We start from the raw sequence: 20,312 nt of genomic DNA, 5'->3' as shown, positions 1-20,312 counted from the left end.
ATACCACTCTCCATTAATTTCTTTGTCAAGTTTCTACTCCATAAACCCATTCTCTTTAATGACTCTTTTGAACCACCAACCACTTTTTTTAACCGTTCTCTCACTTTGTTTTTCCAGATTGACCGAAACAAAGCCATAGCGATTTTTATATGCATTTAACCATGACCAATTGTCCATAAACGTCCAAAGGTGATAGCCCTTAACATTACACCCTTCCGTAAGTGCTTGATTCACCCATTTTAAATGTCCTTTAATAAATTCAATACGATAATTGTCCTCTATGACTCCCTCCTCATTTAAAAATCGTTCCTCATTCTCAACACCCATACCATTTTCTGAAACAAAACATTCAATATTATGATAGTGGTCTCGTAGGTTAATCAAAATATCATAGATTCCTTTTTCGTAAATCTCCCACCCTCTATAAGGATTTATCCGCCTACCTGGCATCTCATAATGATCAAATAGATGTTCTGGCATAAATGGAGCCTGAGGATGTGGGAGGTTCTCTTTTGCCTTGACTCTCCTCGGCTGATAGTAATTAACCCCTAATATATCAACCGTATTTTCTTGAATGATGATGAGATCTTCCTTTCGTACTTTTGGTAAATACCCAAGGTCTTTTAATAGTTGCACTAGTTCAGAAGGAAATACCCCCTTTACTGAAGCATCAAGGAAAGATCGATTAAACAACAAATCCGCTATACGTGAAGCCTTTTGATCAGCAGGATGCTGACTCCTAGCATAGGAAGGAGTTACATTTAGAATGATACCGATCTTACCAATCTCACCTATTTTTCTAAATTCATTAATAGCTAACGCACTTGCGAGAATAGAATGATATCCTACTTGCACGGCCTTTTTGAAGTCGATTTGATTTGGATAGTGCATGTCATATAGATAACCAGCTTCAACAGGAACAATCGGTTCATTTTGTGTAAACCATTTGCTTACGCGGTTGCCGAAATACTCAAAGCAAGTTCTTGCATATCGACTGAATTCGCTTACAACTTCTCGGTTTTCCCAACCACCTTTCTCCTGTAACAAAAAAGGCATATCGAAATGATATAAATTAACAAAAGGCTCAATTCCTGCTTTTATTAATTCATCAATCACATCATTATAAAAATCCACAGCTTTCGGATTAACCCTGCCAGTACCTTCTGGAAATAAACGCGACCATGAAATGGAAAAACGAAATGATGTATGCCCTAGCTCCTTCATAAGAAGAACGTCACTCTTATAATGTTGATAGAATTGAGATGTCCTTTGAGGTCCTATTCCATTGTGGAATCGTTGAGGTTCCTTTTCATACCAATGATCCCATATACTCTTCCCCTTTCCATCCATAGCATCATTCCCTTCCATTTGCGCAGCAGAAGAGGCTGTCCCCCACCAAAAATCATTCGGAAATTCATAGCTTTTCAAGATTGTAACCTCCTATCGTTCTTTAATCGCTTCTATTACCATCATTTAATCATTACATTCTTAAGAATGATACTTGAAAAATTGAATGAATTTTTTTGCTCCTGATTTTCCCCGTTCATTTTTTAACGGTTCCTATCACAAACGAACAAACAAAAAAACCCAGAAAGCTCCACTCTCCTTCTGGGATTCTCCTATTTAATCGCTCGAATCGTTGCTTGATTCCGTCCATTCCTCTTACTCTCATACAACTGTTCATCAGCCATTTGTATAAACTGTTCAACCGATAAACCTTCTTCAGGTGTGCCAATCACACCACCGACACTAACTGTAGCTATGTCTCTAGTCGACGACTTATGCTCAATGTGCAGCTTCTCGACCTCATCGACAATCGTTTGTGCGAATTGGCGAAACTCTTGCACATTCACTTTAGATGCCACGACTAGAAACTCCTCCCCTCCATAACGACCAAAAGTAGCCTGATATTGATCCGCGATTTCTGCGATCCTCTTCGCAATTTTCGTTAGCGCCGCATCTCCTTTAAGGTGTCCATAGTGGTCATTGTATGATTTGAAGTAATCAATATCTAAGAGAAGCACCCCTAATTTACGGTTTGTTCGACTATGTTTGAGCCATCTCTTTTGAATATATTCATCTAAAAAACGCCGATTCGGAACGCCTGTCAACCCATCCGAAGATGCAAGATTTTGGAAATGAATTAATTTATTCGTTTTCAAATATGAAAAGATTAGTAATGTAGCAGATAGAATCGAAACAACAACTGTCATAATAAGGACGTTTTTGGCTACTTTGCTCGTCGACTGCTGCTGACTCATCGCCTCATCCATTTCAACCGTTAGGACTCCTGAAACCTCTATATGAAGCTCTCTAAATCGATCCATCTCTATCTTCGTCTCCATCAATGATTCTGACACGTTCATTTCGCCACTAGCCTTTCTCTCAAGCTGTAATTCAATTGTCTTTTGTACTTTTTCCGCTTGAGGGATATACTGACCATTGATTTTTTCATAAATAACACTGTTAAATCGACTTAATTCTTTCAATTGAAAAAGACGGTCTTCGAGCAGCCCATTACTAGAATCATAAGGTGTCATATAAGCAGGATCATCCGTATATAAATACCCTCTCATTCCTGTTTCTTGGTTAAGAAGATTGCGTATGGCTTGATTGAGTTTCCTTTCTAGAGGGACAAGAGTAAAAAGAATATCGTCTGATTGGCTTTCAATTTTTTTAAACGAAAGAAAAATAAATACACTTGAAAAAACAAGTGACAATATGACAACTAGATAGATAACTGTATGAAGTTTATTCATGACTTAATACCTAGTAACCTTTCTCTACTGACATACGTTAAACGTATGCGATTTGTTCTAGATAGTCAACTCATAAAGCAATGGTTAATAACGGCAATTTTGCGTTACTATTCCAATCATCGTCCAACAAACATTTGAGTCCAATAATGACCTGAACCATCATAACCAACACCAATATACGTATATTCTTCACGTAAAATATTTTGGCGATGCCCCTCACTATTCATCCATTCACAACCGCCTCTGACGACGAATAGCCGTGCGCAATATTCTCTCCACTTACTCGAAAATTAATGCCGAAGTGCTGCTTCATCTTTGACGGAGACCCATAGGTCGGGCTCTGGTGAGCAAAATAACCATTTTCTTGCATGTCATTCGACTTCTCTCTTCAATTAAGAAGAAGGAAGATGTGAGCAGGAATCCTACCCACCTTTCATTATGATACAGAAATTTCGTTATGTCTCTAAATATTAAACGCTTACACTATATTTTAAAACACCTTTTATGTATAATTAAAATTATTGAAACACAAAACAATAATTGTCTAAATATGCAACAGGAGGTCTAAAATGAAAACAAAAGTACTTCTAATCGCCCCTTATAAGGGGCTTGCAGAGCTTATTCAATCTATGCAACCGCAATTAAGTGATTTCACCATAAAAAGTCACATTGCTGATTTAGACCAAAGTAAATCATTGCTCAATGATTACAAAAAATCAGGTGAAGACTTCGACGTCATTATTAGTAGAGGAGGAACCGCCAACCTTCTCAGAAAAAATACAAATATACCTGTCATTGATATTAGTATCTCAGGCTATGACATCTTACGAATCTTAACATTATTAAAAAGCTACAATGTGAAAATCGGAATGGTCGGCTTCGAAAATGTCATTCATAGCTTTAAAGCTGTGTCCTCCGTTATCCAAATTGACGTAGAATATCGTGTTGTTCAGAAAGAAACTGACGTGATGGACACACTAAAGGAGCTACAAAAACTCGGAATATACATTATCGTAGGTGACGCTGTAACAATCAGGCTCGCAACTTCGCTAGGGTTGCAAGGCGTTCTGATTACTTCAGGGAAAGAATCTATTGAAGAAGCCTTCCAAAAGGCAAGAACATTAAAATCGGAAATCAAAAAACACTCTTCGAAAGCCGAGGTGTATCATCATTTACTGAATCAATTATCTAATCCCGTGGCTCTTATTAAGCTAAATGGACAGCTACATTTCGCTAACACAGCATTGAAAAGGCAGCTCGACTCACACATAAAAAAGCTCAACTTTTTCAACATTTATCATCCATCCTCCATTGTTTTTGAGGATGATTTTCAAGGTGTTCCCGTCCACTTCTTCATTGAGGACAATCAATTTAAACCGCCTTATCATATAAACATTGGGAGAGTGAGCGATTCAGATTTAACACCTTACCATTATGTTGAACTCAGCCGTTACCATTCTAATGGCGATGCTGAAGTGGACATTATTTTCTCTGATCCGAATATGGAGAGTGTCCCGCAGCTCATTTCAATCGACCCTATGTATACAACAGCACTGGAAAAGATCATAAACCGCGGTACACGTTCTCCATTCACGATTTTAGGTGAGCGTGGTACAGGCAAACGAATGTTTCTCAAAATCCTTCTAGATAAAGCGGCCGAATCCTTTGAAACAATTACAGAAATTCGGTTTCACCAACCCCAAACGAGTACGTTTAATCGCGTAATCAAATTACTTAAAACCTTTCAAGAGAGAGATATTGTTCATTTTTGCAACATAGAAAAATTGTCGAAAAACCAGCAAAAGAGACTGTCCGAAGCGATAGCCGATGCCTCTTTCCAAACAGTCTTTTCTTTCGTTGGTGATCGCGATTTATTAGAAAAAGAACAATCAGGCTTACATGCACAGCTTGCAGAACAAGTACGAAATCAACTCTTTTACTTTCTACCTTTAAGAAAACGAACGGAAAGGTTAGCTCACTTTGTTCGTACATTTATCCTGTACTTTAATGAGCAATATGGGAAACAAGTAATTGGTGTTGATGATAAAGCGATCGAGCGATTAGAGAACCATCCTTGGTATGAAAACATGGTTGAACTTAGACTAGCTATCAAACAATTAGTCAAACAAACAAACGACGTCTACATTCATGATGTAGAGCACACCCTAAAAACGATTCAGAAAGAACGCGCATATGGTAATCAATCGTTTATCCCCGTTAATATTCATCAACCGATGGAGAAAATTGAAAAGGATATCATCTCGGAAGTATATCTCCAAGAAAACAATAATCAATCAAAAGCAGCTAAGAGATTAGGACTTAATCGGTCAACATTATGGAGAAAAATGAACAGTTAATACAGAAAATCATGATGCAAGGGCACTGAAAAAAGTTGATATGAACTTTTTTCAGTGCCCTCCTCGCAACCTAAATTCACCCTCATCGACGGAACCTCATTCCGTTATTTCCTTCATAAAGCTCTTTTAATTACTGTTCTTCCGGAGCCTCATTCCGCTATTGACCATCCACGTTACGTTTGTCTCTTCTTTTGACCTATTTACGGAATGACGTTCCACTTTTTACACATAAACGCTGCAATCCCTTTAATTAACGGAATGACATTCCGTTCCGCGAACTAGAATATGAAAAAGCAAAATATAATTTGTTCAGTATCTTTGATCTATCTAGCAAAAGCCCGCTCCCTCATCACTTGATACGGAAGATTGTACGTATTAAGCCTTTTACACGAAAGATAATTGCTTTATTTTGCAACATTTTAATTAATAAAATAATTTAATTAAATTATTTTTATTTTTTTGTTGAAATGATCGTAGTAGCTATTTTATAGTATGAATAAATTGAAAGCGCTTAACTGACTAGGAGGTGAAAAGATGAAAGCACTAATTATAGCTGATGACTTCACTGGAGCCAATGACGCAGGTGTTCAATTTGCCAAAAAACAGTTAACGACATCTGTACTTATGCATGAAAACGTGAGCTTATCCAAGCATATTGAAGTATTAGTGGTCGACACAGATAGTCGTTCATCACAAAGGCATGTAGCTTATGAGAAAGTACAATCAGCTTTAAAACTAGCAAAACAATACGAGTTTGATACGATTTATAAAAAAATCGATTCAACCATGAGAGGAAATGTTGGTTCAGAGCTCGATGCTCTTTTAGATAATAGCGATGCAAAATTCATCATTATTGCCCCATCATATCCAGATAATCATCGTTTTGTAAAAAATGGGCATATTTTCGTTGAAGATACACCTCTCGAAGAAACCTATTTTGCTAGAGATGTGAGTACGCCTATTCATAGTTCTTCTATTAAAGCGTTAATCGAACATTCTTCTAATCGTTTAACTGATATGATCACGCTTGAAGACTTATATCTAGATAAAGAAGCTTTTCATAAAAAGCTAGCATTATTACGAGAGAACGGTGTCGAGTACATGATTTGTGATGCAGAAACCAATGCCCATCTAAAAACATTGTTTCAGTACATGAATCATTACGCCGAACCATTTATATGGTGTGGTTCAGCTGGTATGGCAGAACAGCTAGCAGATCATTTAGCGACTGAAAAGGTAAGCGACTTAGCGAAGGAAGGGAGTCGTGACGAACGGATTCTATTTGCAGTGGGGAGCGTTCATGAAAGGACTAGGGATCAACTGGAACACCTTTTAGCCCATTCCAATATAAAGGGGATTGAACTTAACACAACAAGTCTTCTCCATTCAAAAGAACTGAAACAACAGACGATCCACCAAGCTTATAAAGAAGCGATTCACCTATTACAAGAGCATACGAACATCGTCCTATATACATCAGCAGCACCAGAAGATATTCAATCCTCCCGCGAGATTGGGAAGAAACGTAACCTTTCATCCGTACAAGTGAGTGATTATATTTCAAGCTCTATCGGCGAGCTCGTCCGTATGATCATCGAAGACATTTCGATAGAACGAGCATTATTTACAGGTGGTGATACAGCAAAAAAAAGTGGCGGAGCATATCGAATCAAACCAATTCCACCTATTAGATGAAGTAGAGGAAGGTATACCAATCGGAATATTAACTGGGAAGTACAACATATTAACAGTGACAAAAGCAGGAGGATTTGGAAAGATAGATTCCTTGCTTAGATCCTATTACGTTTTAGGAGGTGCATAAATGAATATCCATGGCATCATACCGGCAATGATTACACCATTAGACAAAGAACAACGATTACATCGAGCTGCAACGATTTCACTTACACGCTACTTACTGAATCAATCGATTCACGGCTTATTCATTTTAGGAACCAATGGAGAGTTCCATATGCTTTCTGAAGAAGAAAAAATAGCGTTCACTGAAATAGTTTCTCATGAGACTGATAGTAAAGTCCCATTAATCGTCGGTGCAGGAGGCAATAGTACAGAAGAGGTAATTCGACTAAGCCACAAATTAGAACAAGCTGGCGCCGATGTTCTTTCTGTTATTACACCTTACTTTATTCAGCCTTCTCAGAAAGAATTGATTGAGCATTATAAAACGATTGCAGCAAACACAACATTACCGATTCTAATCTATAACATCCCCTCCAAAACAGGGGTATCTATCGAGCCTGAAGCTGTGAAAGAATTGGCTCCAATTCAGAATATTGTCGGAATAAAAGATAGTAGTGGCGACTTTCAGAACACCAACAAATACATTCAAATGACAAATGACCAAGATTTTGTTGTCTTAGCCGGGACTGATTCATTAATTCTTCAAACACTTCAAGCAGGTGGTACAGGTGCTGTAGCTGCGACTGCCAATATCATACCTGAACAGATTGCTTCTATTTATAAGCATTGGAAATCAGGCAATATAGAGGCAGCGGAACGAGCACAAGAAAGTGTAAACCCACTGAGAGATTTGTTTAAGCTAGGTACTATTCCTTCTGTCGTGAAAAAGGCAGTTGAAGTAAACGGCTATGAAGCAGGTCCTCCGAAATCACCTGTTGCTGAAGCTGATTCCATCATTGCACAAAAGCTATCAAACGTATTACGCGAGCTAAAGTCAGAAAGGAATTAATAACGAAGGAGGAAAATGATATGGCTTATCAATTTATTACAGCAGATATGATTGTTTCAGGACAACACTCAATTTATTCAGTAAAAGAGAAGATTGCTTCCTTTACACCGTCATTAACGTCCGTATTAATCGTGACACAGGATACGATCAAAGATCTCGGATTCATTGACATTCTCCAAGAACAGCTAGCTTCACCCGAAACAACCATTGAAGTGAATACAAACATCTTACCTGAGCCGACTCTTGAAAATATTGAATCTGTTTATCATGAGGTTTCTGTAAGAGCTTACGATCTTATTATCGGAATCGGTGGTGGAAGTGTATTAGACGCAACAAAGATTCTCTCTGTCTTAATGACAAATCACCAATCGATCTCAGACATGCTTGGAACAGATCTTGTCAAAGAGCCGGGGATTCCAACTGTACTCATTCCAACCACATCTGGGACTGGTTCGGAAGTGACGCCTAATGCTATTGTCACTCTTCCAGAAGAAGAATTAAAGGTTGGTATTGTCAGTAGACACTTATTACCGAGTTTAGTCATTTTGGATCCTGAGCTAACGTTAGGCTTACCTAAGCCTATTACAGCTGCAACTGGCATGGATGCCTTTACACATTCACTAGAGTCGTTCATTTCAAACAAAGCCAACCCTTTTAGTGATATGTTTGCACTTGAGTCGATTCGTCTTATTTCTTCAAGTATTGTAGATGCGTATGAGAACGGTTCATCTGTTCAAGCAAGAGAAAACATGTTAGTTGGGTCCATGTATGGAGGAATGGCATTAACTGCCGCAGGAACTGCCGCAGTACACGCGCTAGCTTATCCACTAGGAGGAAAATATCACATTCCACATGGCGAAGCTAATTCAATGTTACTCCCCCACGTCATGAATTTTAATATGGATGCGATAATTGATCGTCTATATTTAGTCGCTGAACCGATGGGCATCTCGATTACGAATAAGAGCAAGGAAACCATCGCCAAAGAAGTGATTAAGGTCATTGAAGAATGGACAGCTACATTAAACATCCCTCAAAACCTATCAGACTATGGAGTGAAAGAAGAAGACCTTAAAGAACTTGCCGTTTCCGCTTCTAAAGTAACAAGGTTATTAAACAATAACCCCAAGGAGCTTTCATTAGAAGATATGGAGAATATCTACAGGAAATTACTACCTTAAAATGGAGGTGATTACATGAAACCGATCATCGCAATTACAATGGGGGATTGCGCTGGTGTTGGGCCAGAAATTATTTGCAAAGCTTTAAATAATCAAACCATCTATGACGTATGTCGCCCATTTGTTATCGGCGATAAAAAAATACTTGAACGAGAAATGAAGCAGTTAAATGGTACTCAAACCATCCATACGATTCAAGATGTCAATGAGGCCACTTTCTCTTTTGGTACGATTGATTGCCTAGACTTAGACCTCCTTCCAAGTGATTTACCTTATGGAGAAGTATCAGCAGTCGCCGGAGATGCTGCTTTTCAATTTTTACAAAAAGCGATCGACTTGGCCAAAAAGAAGCACATCCAAGGAATTTCGACCGCGCCTCTAAATAAAGAAGCGTTACACAAGGGCGGTCACATCTACCCTGGGCACACTGAAATATTAGCTGAACTGACCGAAACGAAAAATTACTCGATGATGTTAAGTTCACCAAATTTAAAGGTCATTCATTTAACGACACATGTCGGCTTAATCGAGGCGATTCGTTCTATTACACCAGAACGAACCTATCAAGTGATTATGCTTGCTGAGCAAGCGTTACGTTCAGCAGGATACGCTCAGCCACGAATCGCTGTTTGCGGGATTAATCCACATGCTGGGGAAAATGGTCTATTCGGCAACGGTGAAGAGGAAGAGAAGCTTATCCCAGGTATTGACCGTGCCTCAAGGGAAGGGATCGACGTAACCGGTCCTTACCCCGCCGATACATTATTCTACCGAGCCGTAAAAGGCGATTTTGACATCGTTATCGCTTGCTACCACGACCAAGGACACGTTCCAATTAAGGTATTAGGATTAGAAGAAGGCGTGAATATTACCGTAGGGTTAAAAAGTGGCGTCATTCGAACTTCTGTTGATCATGGAACAGCATTTGATATAGCCGGCAAACAGATAGCAGATGAGCGAAGTATGATATCCGCCTTATTATCAGCAGCCGAAATGGCCCCGAAGGAAAATCTGAACTAAAAGGTTGTGATGTCATGTTAGCAAATAAAACCGTGATTATTACTGGCGCCAGCAGAGGAATTGGCAAGGAAATCGCCCTTACTTTCGCTTCACATGGCGCCAACCTTGTCCTAAACGGTACAAATAAAGACCTATTAGAAGACGTAGAGAGAGAAGCAATACAACATACAGCATCCTGCATTTCAATAGCAGGAGACGTATCCAACCCCAAAACCGCTAAGTTAATCGTGGAAGAGGCGATCCATCGATATTCACACATCGATGTCCTCGTTAATAATGCTGGAGTGAATGCTCGATCTAGCACGTTAGACATGGACATTGAGGAGTGGAAGAGAACAATTGACATTAATTTAAACGGTAATTTGTATTTCTCGAAGGCCGTGCTTCCTCACATGATCAAAAAAGGAGCAGGGAAAATCATTAACATCAGCTCATCTACAGCTAAATCTGGCCATAGAAATGCTTCCCCATCATACGGTGCTTCAAAGGCAGCTGTTGATTATTTGACAAAACATCTCGCCTTAGAAATGGCTCCATATAACATTACCGTTAATGGGTTGTCACCAGGTCCAATTGAAACCGATATGGTTGGTCAATGGACAAGCGACTACCGAGATAAAGTACTAGCAAATGTCCCTCTCAAACGACTAGGGAAAGCTAGTGATGTTGCTGGGGCTTCTCTATTTCTTGCATCAGATTTATCAAGCTTTATAACTGGCGAAACGATCAATATTAACGGTGGTACTTATATCAATTAAACTAGGACGATAAGGAGGAAGAAGAATGCTCAGTCACCTTGTTAAAGAAGAGTACAATCTCCCAACATTATATCCTCATAATCATGCATCCAATTTGATGGTATTAGAAAACAATGACTTGTTATGTGCATGGTTTGGGGGATCAAGAGAAGGGAGAGCGGATATTTCAGTAATGGTTTCACGTTTTTCACAACAAGAAAAACAATGGAGTAAGCCAATTGTCGTTTCCGACGATCCAACACGCTCTGAACAAAACCCGATTCTTTTTAGAAACCCTAATGGTGAGCTTTGGTTAATATACACGGCACAATATGCTGTCCATCAAGACTCCTCTGTAGTTCGTTATTCGACATCTACCGATGATGGCCAAACATGGAGCAGCATAAAATCGTTATTTAATACAAGTGGGACGTTCGTTAGGCACCCTCCAATTATTTCAGAGAGCGGTGAAATGGTCCTTCCTGCTTATTATTGCCTCAAATCGACGGATGGGTTCTTGAATAATGATTTCAGTGTTGTGATGATTTCAAAGGATTCAGGTGCAACATGGACTGAACACAAAATTGAAGGTAGTGTTGGACTCGTTCACTTATCTATCGTCCCTACCGAAGGACAGCGACTTGTTGGACTATTCCGCAGTCGAAAAGCCGATGCAATTTATCGAACGGTTTCGGAAGATTTCGGTCGTAGCTGGAGTCGACCAGTTCCGATTCACTTACCAAATAATAATGCGTCTATCCAGGCTGTGAAATTAAATAGCGGACGACTGGCTCTCGTTTTCAACAACATCAATGCAGAGCAGAGTCCACCAGAAGAAAACCGTCCTCCTTGGTTTGACCCAAGTGACATGGACAAGGTTGGTGTTTCTGCTACTAATCAATCTGAAGCGATTTGGGGAGTGATTCGTAACCCATTATCTATTGCTATTTCCAAAGACGATGGGCAAACATGGGGGCCAGTGCATTCGATTGTAGATAGTAAAGAGTTAGAGCACAAGCCTGAATTCTCCTACCCTTCGATCAAGCAAGACCACAACGGAGACATTCATGTGACATTCACTTATTTACGTCAATACATTAAGCATGTTGTTCTATCTGAAGAAGATCTAATTTAATTCAACCATTTGGAGGGGATTTACAATGAAAAAAGGGTTAAATGTCAAACATATTATGTTAGCTGTCACTTTCGGTCTCATTTCTTTAATCATCGTCGCTTGTGGTGATAATTCAAATGAAAGCGCTACAAACGATCGTTCAGATGATCATGATACAGAAGCTTCCGCATCAGGCGAAACAGTCGAATTAGTCGCTGCCACAATCAACCCACAGGATGCTTTATTGGCACAAACATTGATTGCATTTTCTGAAGAAATTGAAGAGCAAAGTAATGGAGAAATTACCTTTACCGTTCATACTGGCGGGACAGTTGGAAATGCATCTAGCCTTTACCAATCTGTCATAACAGGTGATATTGACATGATCTATTCAGATACTGGTTGGTTTGCTGAACAGAACCCCGTCTTTGATATATTAAGTACCAATTACCTTTTTGAAGATCAAGAGCATTATGAATCAATTGTCAATACTCCAGGAAGTCTTGCCTACTTTGAAGACTTATTAGTTGAAAATCCTGGGCTAAAGACCGTCATGTATGCAGGTGGTTTGGAACGAAACATTATTAGCACATTCCCAATCGAATCGGCCGCTGACTTAGAAGGGCGAGCGATGCGAAGTGGCGGAAGCGCTGCAGAAATGACATGGTGGAGAAATCTAGGTGCTAACCCGACCACTATTGATTTTAACGAAGTATATTCTGCCCTACAAACAGGTGTAGCAGAAGGCTCTCAGAACAGCCTCGATGCGATGATTGAGCAACGGTTTGGTGAAGTAGGCGATTATGTTGCTAGAACACAACACAACTTAACATTAGGGTTTATCGTCATGAATAATGATCGTTATGAAGCGTTAAGTGATGAGCATAAGGAGGCTATACAACGCGCTGCCGAAGTGGTTCAACCTCAGTATATCGCCAAAGCCTTTGAACAAGCAGATGAAGATGCACTCACATTAGAGGAGGAATTTGGAGTCACGTTCACAGATCCAGATCGTGAAGAGTTGATCGAAATCTCTAGAATCCAAATGAATGATTTAGCCGAAGAATTCGGTATCGTTGACATCATTAACGATATTTTCAATTAATTATTAAGCTGGAGCTACTTTTGTTTGTAGTTCCAGCTACCATTATTCTTCTCTTTTAAGGAGGTGTGGAGGTCATGAAGAAACTGAGCTCTATCATTACGAAAGTAGCAGGCGCTATAAGTATTGTCATGCTTATTACATTAGCACTCTCTCTCTTTACAGGAGTGATTGCCAGATATGTCTTTTCTTATTCCATACCCGAAATTGAAGTAGTTAGAAAGTTTTCAGTTATGTGGCTTGTGTTTATGGGATCGGCCTTAGCAGTCAAAGAAAAACTACATTTAGAAATCGATATTCTCTCGGATTATATGAGTGAAAATAAAATAAGAATTAAAAACATCATCGTCTATGTTTTAACTTTAATCGGAATCGTCATCTTAATCCTTGTCGGCATAGCTGCATTCAGATCAGGCTTGATGCGAACAGAACTAGTATCTATTCGCTTCTTATCATCGCCTCCATCGTTAATCTATTACTATTCAGCCTTTTTAGTCGGCTCGATTTTCATGCTGTATTTTCACCTTGCCAACCTCAAAGACCTATTTAAGAGAAAAGAGGTGAAAAAGCAATGATTCTTTTGACGATTATTTTAATATTCTTTATTTGCTTGTTATTAGGGGTTCCTGTCGCTTTTAGTATTATCATTGCTGCATCCATCCCTATTATCTTTGAACCATTAATTAGCTTCACACAAATTAGCTCAGTCATGATTGAATCATTCTCAAGCTTCACACTACTGGCCATTCCACTGTTCATTTTTTGTGGCGCCTTAATGAATCTCACTAAAGTAACAGATGATTTAATTTATATTTCAAAAGCATTAGTCGGGAAATTCAAAGGCAGCTTAGCTCATATGAACATCGTAACGAGTATTTTCTTTGGGGCTATTTCAGGTTCTTCTGTAGCTGACGTGGCGTCACTTGGCCGAATTCTAATTCCTGCGATGATCAAGGCAGGATACAGTAGAGAATTTGCTGCGACGGTCACAGCCGCTTCCTCTACAATTGGATCGATTATTCCACCAAGTATCTTATTAATTGTTTACGGAGCATTGGCACAAACATCTGTCGCCGCCCTTTTTATCGCAGGAATTGTTCCTGGTATCTTAATTGGACTCACACAAATGGTCTATGCTTACTTCTACGCTTCCAAAAATGATATTGGTTCAATTGATAATAAGGAGCTCGGTCTTAAAGAGGATGAGCAACTTTCTAAAGTCGTTGCTCTTAGAAAAAGCGTGTTCCCTTTAAGTCTATTTCTCATTGTCATTGTTGGTATTATGTCAGGTGTTTTCACTGCAACAGAAGCAGCAAGTATTGCCGTTGTCTATGTATTTATCGTCGCTTTCTTTTTCAGAAAGGAACGTAACTTCGGTGAATATATGAAGGTCACATGGAAAGCCGTCATTGATTCTGCAACCATTTACATCCTTATTGCAGCTGCAGCCTTGCTCTCGTGGGTCCTCACCTATTACCAAGCCATGCAGCCTTTAATTAACTTTTTATTAGAGAATAACTTTAATCCGCTGCTTTTCTTACTATTATTGACCTTACTATATGTTTTCTTAGGTACGTTCATGGAACCAAATTCAGCTATGCTCATTTTCGTTCCTTTGTTACTACCTGTCATGCAAGGGCTTCAAATCGACCCTGTCGTTGCCGGCATTGTAACCGTTATGGCCATCCGCTTAGGTACTGTAACCCCACCATATGGGCTATCCAGTTTACTAGCAGCAAAAGTGGCCGGAACGAATGTGTTGAAAATGATGAGACACATTTTAATGTTTGTGTTTATCTACCTTTTTGCCATTCTACTCATCATTTTCATTCCTGAAATCGTTACATTCTTACCGAATTTATTAATGGACTAACAAACGACTAGTAAACATTTATGGAGGCCACTGAAAAATACAATTGTACTTTTTCACTGGCCTTTCATTATGCTTCTTTTATTTATAGATTGCTTTTGGCGCCTCTCTGATAAATCTATGAATGCAGGAGCTTTTTGTAATTCATGAAGGCCTTTTTAATTAATTCCGTTCATTACTTCGCTCCCAATCGCTCCAACACCTTCGCTACACCGTCCTCCGCATGATGACCAGCCATATATGTAGCAGCTTCCTTTGCCTCCTCGATCCCATTTTCCATCGCATAAGAGCAATCGAACATACTTAGCATCTCAACATCATTATAATCATCACCGAAAACGATCACGTCTGATGGAGAAATCCCCTCTTCTGCAATCACCTTCATGATCGCATCTCCTTTGTTGATTCCTTTAGGGATCACTTCAAGCAGCATTCCACTTTGCGTATAGGTGAAATCAAATACATGACGAAAGGGCTCCTGAAGCTCTTGGAGATCACACTTACGAGAGGTTGGTAATAATAATTTATAGCAATCGACTCCCTCGAGGTCATTGATGATTGGATACGCTCCCTCTGTTATGAATAAACCTTCCTTATATTCATCAGGGATGTCCATTGTCGCGTACGTTCCTTGCTTGCTTTCAATAACTACAACTTGAAGTGGAAGCCTTTGTTGACAAGTTAACAAAAATTGCTTCACTGATACTCGATCTAAATAGGTATTGATTTCCTCTTGTTTCCTTTGGTCAACGATTTTCCCACCATTATAATAAATCATAATGGAAAAACGACGAAAGATAGGATCAATTGGCGCTACTAACCAAGGTGGTCTTGATGTTGCAACAGCTAGCAAGCAGCGTTGATCTAATAATTGGTTTACTATCCGCTTTGTTCTTGGCGATAACTGTTTATGCTGATTTAACAGTGTACCGTCTAAGTCGAACACAGCAAGCTTAATCATTTGTGGCATCTTTAACGACCTTCCATTTTGGTTTCGTTACTGACTGTAGTGTCATCTTTTTGCGAGCATAGCTTTCTAGCAATGCCGGAATGACTACATCGACCTTATATACAGGCTTCCTTTTTACAAAGAAGGGATGGTATTTTGTCGCGCGGTGAACGAGAAAAGACGTCACAGCAACCGTATAGTTGTTCATAGGGGATAGCCCCAATGTCACACGCTCTCCTTCTGACTTCGAAACATTGATCTCATAATCAGCTCCTCCAACGATCGCAAATTGATAATAGAGAGAATGAGGAGTAAGCCATGATCCAGACATTTCAAGTGTTGGATCATACATACTTGCACTAATCTCTAATAGTTGCTTGATTTCTTCTCCACATAACGAATAATAGTAGAGTCGATCAGGATATGGATACAGCTCAAATAAGGTCCTCCGATCAATCGAACGTGAAGGGATTTCTAGCTCTTGTGCAGACAATGAAAAAAGCGTTACATCACCACCAGCTTCATGACTAATAGCCTCATGTACCCACCTTGACACGCACGTTTCCTCCATTTGCAAACGTGATAGCTTTTGCTTTTGCAAGTGATGCTTAAAAAGAGGACGATTAAACCATTCACTCACTTCTTCTTGTTCCTCTATTTGAGCATGATTTATTTCTATTAATTTAGAACGATAGGCAGATTTTATATATTGATTCCCTTGCTTCACAAAATCAAAGGTGACACAGCCAACCTTCTCACCACATTTACCCGTTTGAATCACAATCGGCCCATCACCTTGATCGTCATTAATAAGTTGATGTTGATGCCCTGTAATTAATAAATCAATCTCATTTAACTGACTGAGCTGTTCTCCTACATTCCGCTCTCCTACTTGATCGTCCAGCCCACCGTGATAGCTAACTATGATAAGACCAGGTTGGATCGATTCCTTTAGGTGAGCGAGCAATCGCTTAACCACGATCCATTCATCCGCTATCAACCAGCCTTCTTTTTTGAAAAGTGGATCTTCCAAAGAAACGCTCAGTGTAACTCCAATGACAGCGACCTTCACTCCATTAATCTCCTTTATCACATAAGGATGTAACCAATCAACCTTTCCTTCTTCTTTCATGATATTAGCACATACAAACGGGACAGGAGACTTCTTGTTCATCGATTCAAAAAAGAGCTTACCATAGTCAAAATCATGATTACCTGGAACAAAACTATCATAATCTAGCTCTTTCATATACAAAGGAAAAGGATGATCCTTTTTCGCATTCAGCGCATAATAATGTAGGCTTGGGCTCCCCTGCAGCGTGTCACCGTTATCAATGGTCACCCACCCATCACAGTCTTCTGTATCCTTGATTCTGTTAAACTCCGATTTTAACTCATCAACTGAAACGCTACCATCAAACAAGCCATGTGTATCAGAGGTACATAACACACCAATCTTCACTCTCATAGCCAAAGCTCCCATTTACTTGTCGACAGCGCTGTGGCTCCTGCCGTAAACAAACGCTCCATATCCTCTTTTGTTTCGATGAGTCCACTAGATATGACTGGAATATTAAATTGCTTTGATAGATTCTCAATAGAGCGGTACAAAATCCCTGGTGCAACATTAATCCCATCAGGGTCAACGCCTTCAATCACTTTAATCCCTTGCTTTAATCCATAGCTATCTAATAAAAAGATCGTGAATATGCCAAATATCCCTTGACCCATTGCTTCCCTAATAATATGAGCCTTATTTGAAACGATCCCTTTGACATTAGGGCAAAGCTTCAACAAATGAGCAACGGCTTCCTTCTCTTGGGAAAACCCCTTAATCATATCAAAATAGATAAATAAATCGATGGATTCCTTCTCACAATAAGAAGCAAATTCCTCAATATTTTTCAAGCTAGATCGTACGAGAAAAACGGTTGTTACAGCCGTTTCCTTCAGCTTGTGTAGCTCCTCAAAAGATCGAACAGACGCAATAACCTTATTGTGTTCTAGATATGTTCTTAGTTTCATATGTCTCTCCCTTTTCTTGTAATCCGCCAAGCACACTGATCGTAAATAACGTAAAGAAGAATAGTAAGACGGTAAAGGCAACCTCGATGGTGATCCTATCTAACATGAAGCCGAATAACCAAGAAGAGAAGGAACCTCCTAAAAACCCACAAGCAAATAAATAGCCCATCATCCTACTTGCATCAGCTCCAAAATAACGCACAGCAATCGATGTCATCGCTGGAAAAATAACCGCTATTGTCATACCAAATAGAAAGAAAAAAGTCATCCCCCACGTCCCCATCCCTAAAAACGCACATACAATCGTTACTAAAGAAAGCACCGCACTCCATCTAATAAGTCGATGCGCTCCGATCCGTTCAATCATACCCGCACCAAACAGCCTCGTAAATGTGTATAACGCAAATATAATCGAGAAAAGAATCGATGCGGTTTGAACAGGAAGCTGATACGCCTCTCTGAAAATAGCCACTAACCATACCGTAAAGACAATTTCAGAGCCCATATAAAAGAAAAATAACAAAGCAAACCCAACTGCTCCGATCACCTTCCATTCACGCTGTAGCACATTCCGCTTAGATGGACCCTTTTGTCGCTCAATCGGCCAACCCGTCATCCATACAGAAAAAACCAACACAAGAGCAATCACCGCAAAGCTGATTAACACCCATTGCCATTCATAATGGATACCATTAAAAAACAAGAGAAAAAAGTACGGGGCCGTCATCGTCCCTATCCCAAAGAAGAAATGCACGATGCTTAACATCTTACCTGATTTCAATGGATAAAGCGCTGGGGTTAACACATTCGCTAGCAAGCTCCCGAATCCATTCGAAAAACCGATTATAAACAGTAGACTGTACCAGGCTGTTGGCTCCGTTAGGAATATCGCCAACAATAAGCAGGCTGAAGCAAACACAAGTAAGCTCGTAAGGTAGAGAAAACGAACCGTCACAAAACGAAGAATTACTCCTCCTAACGCATTGGACAACACGAGCGCAAAGAAGCTCATTGAAAACAAGGCACCTACTTCGGATGCTGATAAGGAAAGAGCATCCTGCAAAAAAGCAGGCAGGAGCCCTTTCATGACCTCAATCGAGCTTGTCATCGCCATTAACAGCCATGTGTTGACCGTCAAAATCTTTTTTACCAACCTAACAGCCTTTCTACTTCAGAAGCCGCATCTGCTAATGCTTCCTCGGCTGTCTTTTGCCCAGTAAAGGCCGCCTCAAATTCTGATAGCATAACAGAATTAATTCTCGGACCGTGATCCTCTGGCCAATTAAACCAAGGTACAATATCGTCCGCCTGCTCATACGACACCTTCGCCTGTGTAAATTCTGCAAGAAAATCACCGAGTAAGCCATCCTCTTCCAACACCGATTCTCTAACAGCCATATAACCTAATTTCTCCGCAATAATCGACGTACCTTCTTCAGAAGTGACATAATTCACAAATTCCCAAGCAGCCGCTTCCTTCTCCTCATCAGATTCCAGCACGAAAATGTTCGCTCCACCAGCAGGGATCTTCCGCTCTGTTCCGCTTAACCCTTCTGGCAGCAGCATAATGTCTAATTCAAACGGAACATTGCCTTTCAAACGACCGATTTGCCCATTTGTCGCAACCATCATCGATAAATTCCCTTGCTGAAACTCCTGCTGTGCTTGGTCGCCATTCATATACGGGTAAGACTCATCCTGAAAGACCATCTCTGTCCAAAACTCTAATACGTCTAACCCTTTTTCCTGTTGGAACTGAACCTGTTGTTTATCGACATCCGCTAGCTGACCACCATTTGAATCTAGCATCATCTGAAACATCCACGTATCAAAATCCATTTGAAAGAATATTCCATAGCGATCATCGACCTCAGATAACTGAGCTGCCCAATCGCGTACCTCCTGCCAGCTATCTGGTTGTGCTTTCAATTCAATCCCCGCTTCTTCAAAGTGATCTCTATTCACATAAATAATAGGTGTACTAACCGCAAATGGCATTGAATGCAAATTTCCGTCATCACCTTTCGCAAGGTCGAGCATTTGCTCTGAAAAATCCGACAAATCAAAATCCTGCTCATCGATAAACGTTTGCGCTGGGACAATCGGCATAAACGATTGCATATAGTCATTAAAGGCAAAGCCACTAATCGTCACCTCTGGTAGCTGATCCGAAAGCGAGAGCACTTGCAAACGCTCTATAACTCCATCATACCAGCCTTGTGCTTGCTCATCCTTAACAACAACCTCATCTTGTGAATCATTGAAGTTCTCTACTAACTCTTTAATGACCTCACCCTGATCTCCGCCAAACACGTGTAGAAACGTAATTTCAACCGCTTCTCCCCCATTTTCCATCGAGCTTACTTGATCATCGCTATCGTTTGGCGATGCTTCTTGCGACTGAGCTGCCTCCTCGCCCCCACAAGCTGTTAACAACAGTAGTAATAACAAACTTCCTACTAAGACCCATGATTGTTTCATCTTCATT

The 20,312-nt window shown here is 39.9% G+C and carries 18 protein-coding genes; 10 read left to right on the top strand and 8 right to left on the bottom strand.

Annotated features, from left to right (window positions below; genetic code table 11):
* Positions 1–33: 33 nt before the first annotated feature.
* The 3 genes from MW695_RS01945 to MW695_RS22855 all read right to left on the bottom strand — a co-directional run bounded on the left by MW695_RS01945 (position 34) and on the right by MW695_RS22855 (position 2,986).
* Entirely contained in the window at positions 34–1,431 is a 1,398-nt protein-coding gene (locus MW695_RS01945) for a glycoside hydrolase family 1 protein (protein ID WP_308446061.1), read from the bottom strand.
* 188 nt (positions 1,432–1,619) lie between these two features.
* Complete coding sequence (locus tag MW695_RS01940) at positions 1,620–2,759, bottom strand: diguanylate cyclase domain-containing protein (protein ID WP_247102483.1); 1,140 nt, start codon at positions 2,757–2,759, stop codon at positions 1,620–1,622.
* Between the two features lie 116 nt (positions 2,760–2,875).
* Positions 2,876–2,986, bottom strand: coding sequence for a CAP domain-containing protein (locus tag MW695_RS22855; RefSeq protein WP_306421057.1), 111 nt, complete (start codon positions 2,984–2,986; stop codon positions 2,876–2,878).
* Between the two features lie 342 nt (positions 2,987–3,328).
* Here MW695_RS22855 and MW695_RS01930 point away from each other — a divergent pair, with 342 nt between their 5' ends.
* From MW695_RS01930 to MW695_RS01885, 10 genes are all read left to right on the top strand, one after another.
* Positions 3,329–5,116 (top strand): sigma-54-dependent transcriptional regulator, encoded by a 1,788-nt coding sequence (locus tag MW695_RS01930; protein ID WP_247102473.1) that lies wholly within the window; start codon positions 3,329–3,331, stop codon positions 5,114–5,116.
* 534 nt (positions 5,117–5,650) lie between these two features.
* The gene (locus MW695_RS01925) at positions 5,651–6,811 is read left to right on the top strand and encodes a four-carbon acid sugar kinase family protein (RefSeq protein WP_247102470.1); all 1,161 of its coding nucleotides are present in this window, start codon (positions 5,651–5,653) and stop codon (positions 6,809–6,811) included.
* Between the two features lie 127 nt (positions 6,812–6,938).
* On the top strand, positions 6,939–7,826 hold the full coding sequence (gene dapA / locus MW695_RS01920; RefSeq protein WP_247102468.1) for a 4-hydroxy-tetrahydrodipicolinate synthase: 888 nt from the start codon (positions 6,939–6,941) through the stop codon (positions 7,824–7,826).
* Between the two features lie 20 nt (positions 7,827–7,846).
* Positions 7,847–9,007 (top strand): iron-containing alcohol dehydrogenase, encoded by a 1,161-nt coding sequence (locus tag MW695_RS01915; protein WP_247102465.1) that lies wholly within the window; start codon positions 7,847–7,849, stop codon positions 9,005–9,007.
* 15 nt (positions 9,008–9,022) lie between these two features.
* Positions 9,023–10,027, top strand: a complete 1,005-nt coding sequence (pdxA, locus tag MW695_RS01910; protein ID WP_247102455.1) for a 4-hydroxythreonine-4-phosphate dehydrogenase PdxA — start codon at positions 9,023–9,025, stop codon at positions 10,025–10,027.
* Between the two features lie 14 nt (positions 10,028–10,041).
* Positions 10,042–10,785, top strand: coding sequence for an SDR family NAD(P)-dependent oxidoreductase (locus MW695_RS01905; RefSeq protein WP_247102452.1), 744 nt, complete (start codon positions 10,042–10,044; stop codon positions 10,783–10,785).
* A gap of 25 nt (positions 10,786–10,810) precedes the next feature.
* Positions 10,811–11,899: a sialidase family protein gene (locus tag MW695_RS01900; protein WP_247102449.1), complete on the top strand. Its 1,089-nt coding sequence runs from the start codon at positions 10,811–10,813 to the stop codon at positions 11,897–11,899.
* A 25-nt stretch (positions 11,900–11,924) separates the two neighbouring features.
* Complete coding sequence (locus MW695_RS01895; protein WP_247102447.1) at positions 11,925–12,983, top strand: TRAP transporter substrate-binding protein; 1,059 nt, start codon at positions 11,925–11,927, stop codon at positions 12,981–12,983.
* Between the two features lie 74 nt (positions 12,984–13,057).
* Complete coding sequence (locus tag MW695_RS01890) at positions 13,058–13,555, top strand: TRAP transporter small permease (protein WP_247102445.1); 498 nt, start codon at positions 13,058–13,060, stop codon at positions 13,553–13,555.
* A complete protein-coding gene (locus MW695_RS01885; RefSeq protein WP_247102443.1) occupies positions 13,552–14,853 on the top strand; it encodes a TRAP transporter large permease in 1,302 nt (433 codons plus the stop codon). The genes MW695_RS01890 and MW695_RS01885 overlap by 4 nt, the downstream gene beginning before the upstream one ends.
* Positions 14,854–15,025: 172 nt before the next feature.
* On the opposite strand, the gene MW695_RS01880 is transcribed toward MW695_RS01885, so the two are convergent.
* Genes MW695_RS01880 through MW695_RS01860 form a run of 5 tightly spaced genes read right to left on the bottom strand, consistent with a single transcriptional unit; the run spans position 15,026 to position 20,305 of the window.
* Positions 15,026–15,820, bottom strand: coding sequence for an HAD family hydrolase (locus MW695_RS01880; protein WP_247102440.1), 795 nt, complete (start codon positions 15,818–15,820; stop codon positions 15,026–15,028).
* The gene (locus tag MW695_RS01875) at positions 15,804–17,267 is read right to left on the bottom strand and encodes a bifunctional metallophosphatase/5'-nucleotidase (protein WP_247102439.1); all 1,464 of its coding nucleotides are present in this window, start codon (positions 17,265–17,267) and stop codon (positions 15,804–15,806) included. Before MW695_RS01875 ends, MW695_RS01880 begins: the two co-directional genes overlap by 17 nt.
* Positions 17,264–17,824, bottom strand: coding sequence for a glycerol-3-phosphate responsive antiterminator (locus MW695_RS01870; RefSeq protein WP_247102437.1), 561 nt, complete (start codon positions 17,822–17,824; stop codon positions 17,264–17,266). Before MW695_RS01870 ends, MW695_RS01875 begins: the two co-directional genes overlap by 4 nt.
* Entirely contained in the window at positions 17,793–18,977 is a 1,185-nt protein-coding gene (locus MW695_RS01865) for an MFS transporter (protein WP_247102435.1), read from the bottom strand. Before MW695_RS01865 ends, MW695_RS01870 begins: the two co-directional genes overlap by 32 nt.
* A complete protein-coding gene (locus MW695_RS01860) occupies positions 18,971–20,305 on the bottom strand; it encodes an ABC transporter substrate-binding protein (RefSeq protein ID WP_247102433.1) in 1,335 nt (444 codons plus the stop codon). Before MW695_RS01860 ends, MW695_RS01865 begins: the two co-directional genes overlap by 7 nt.
* Positions 20,306–20,312 lie beyond the last annotated feature (7 nt).

Origin of the sequence: Halalkalibacter sp. APA_J-10(15) (assembly GCF_023017105.1) — a bacterium.
Classification (GTDB): Bacteria; Bacillota; Bacilli; order Bacillales; family Bacillaceae_D; genus Halalkalibacter.
The sequence above is the reverse complement of the archived record's forward strand: the minus strand, read 5'-3'. Positions and strand labels throughout refer to the sequence as shown.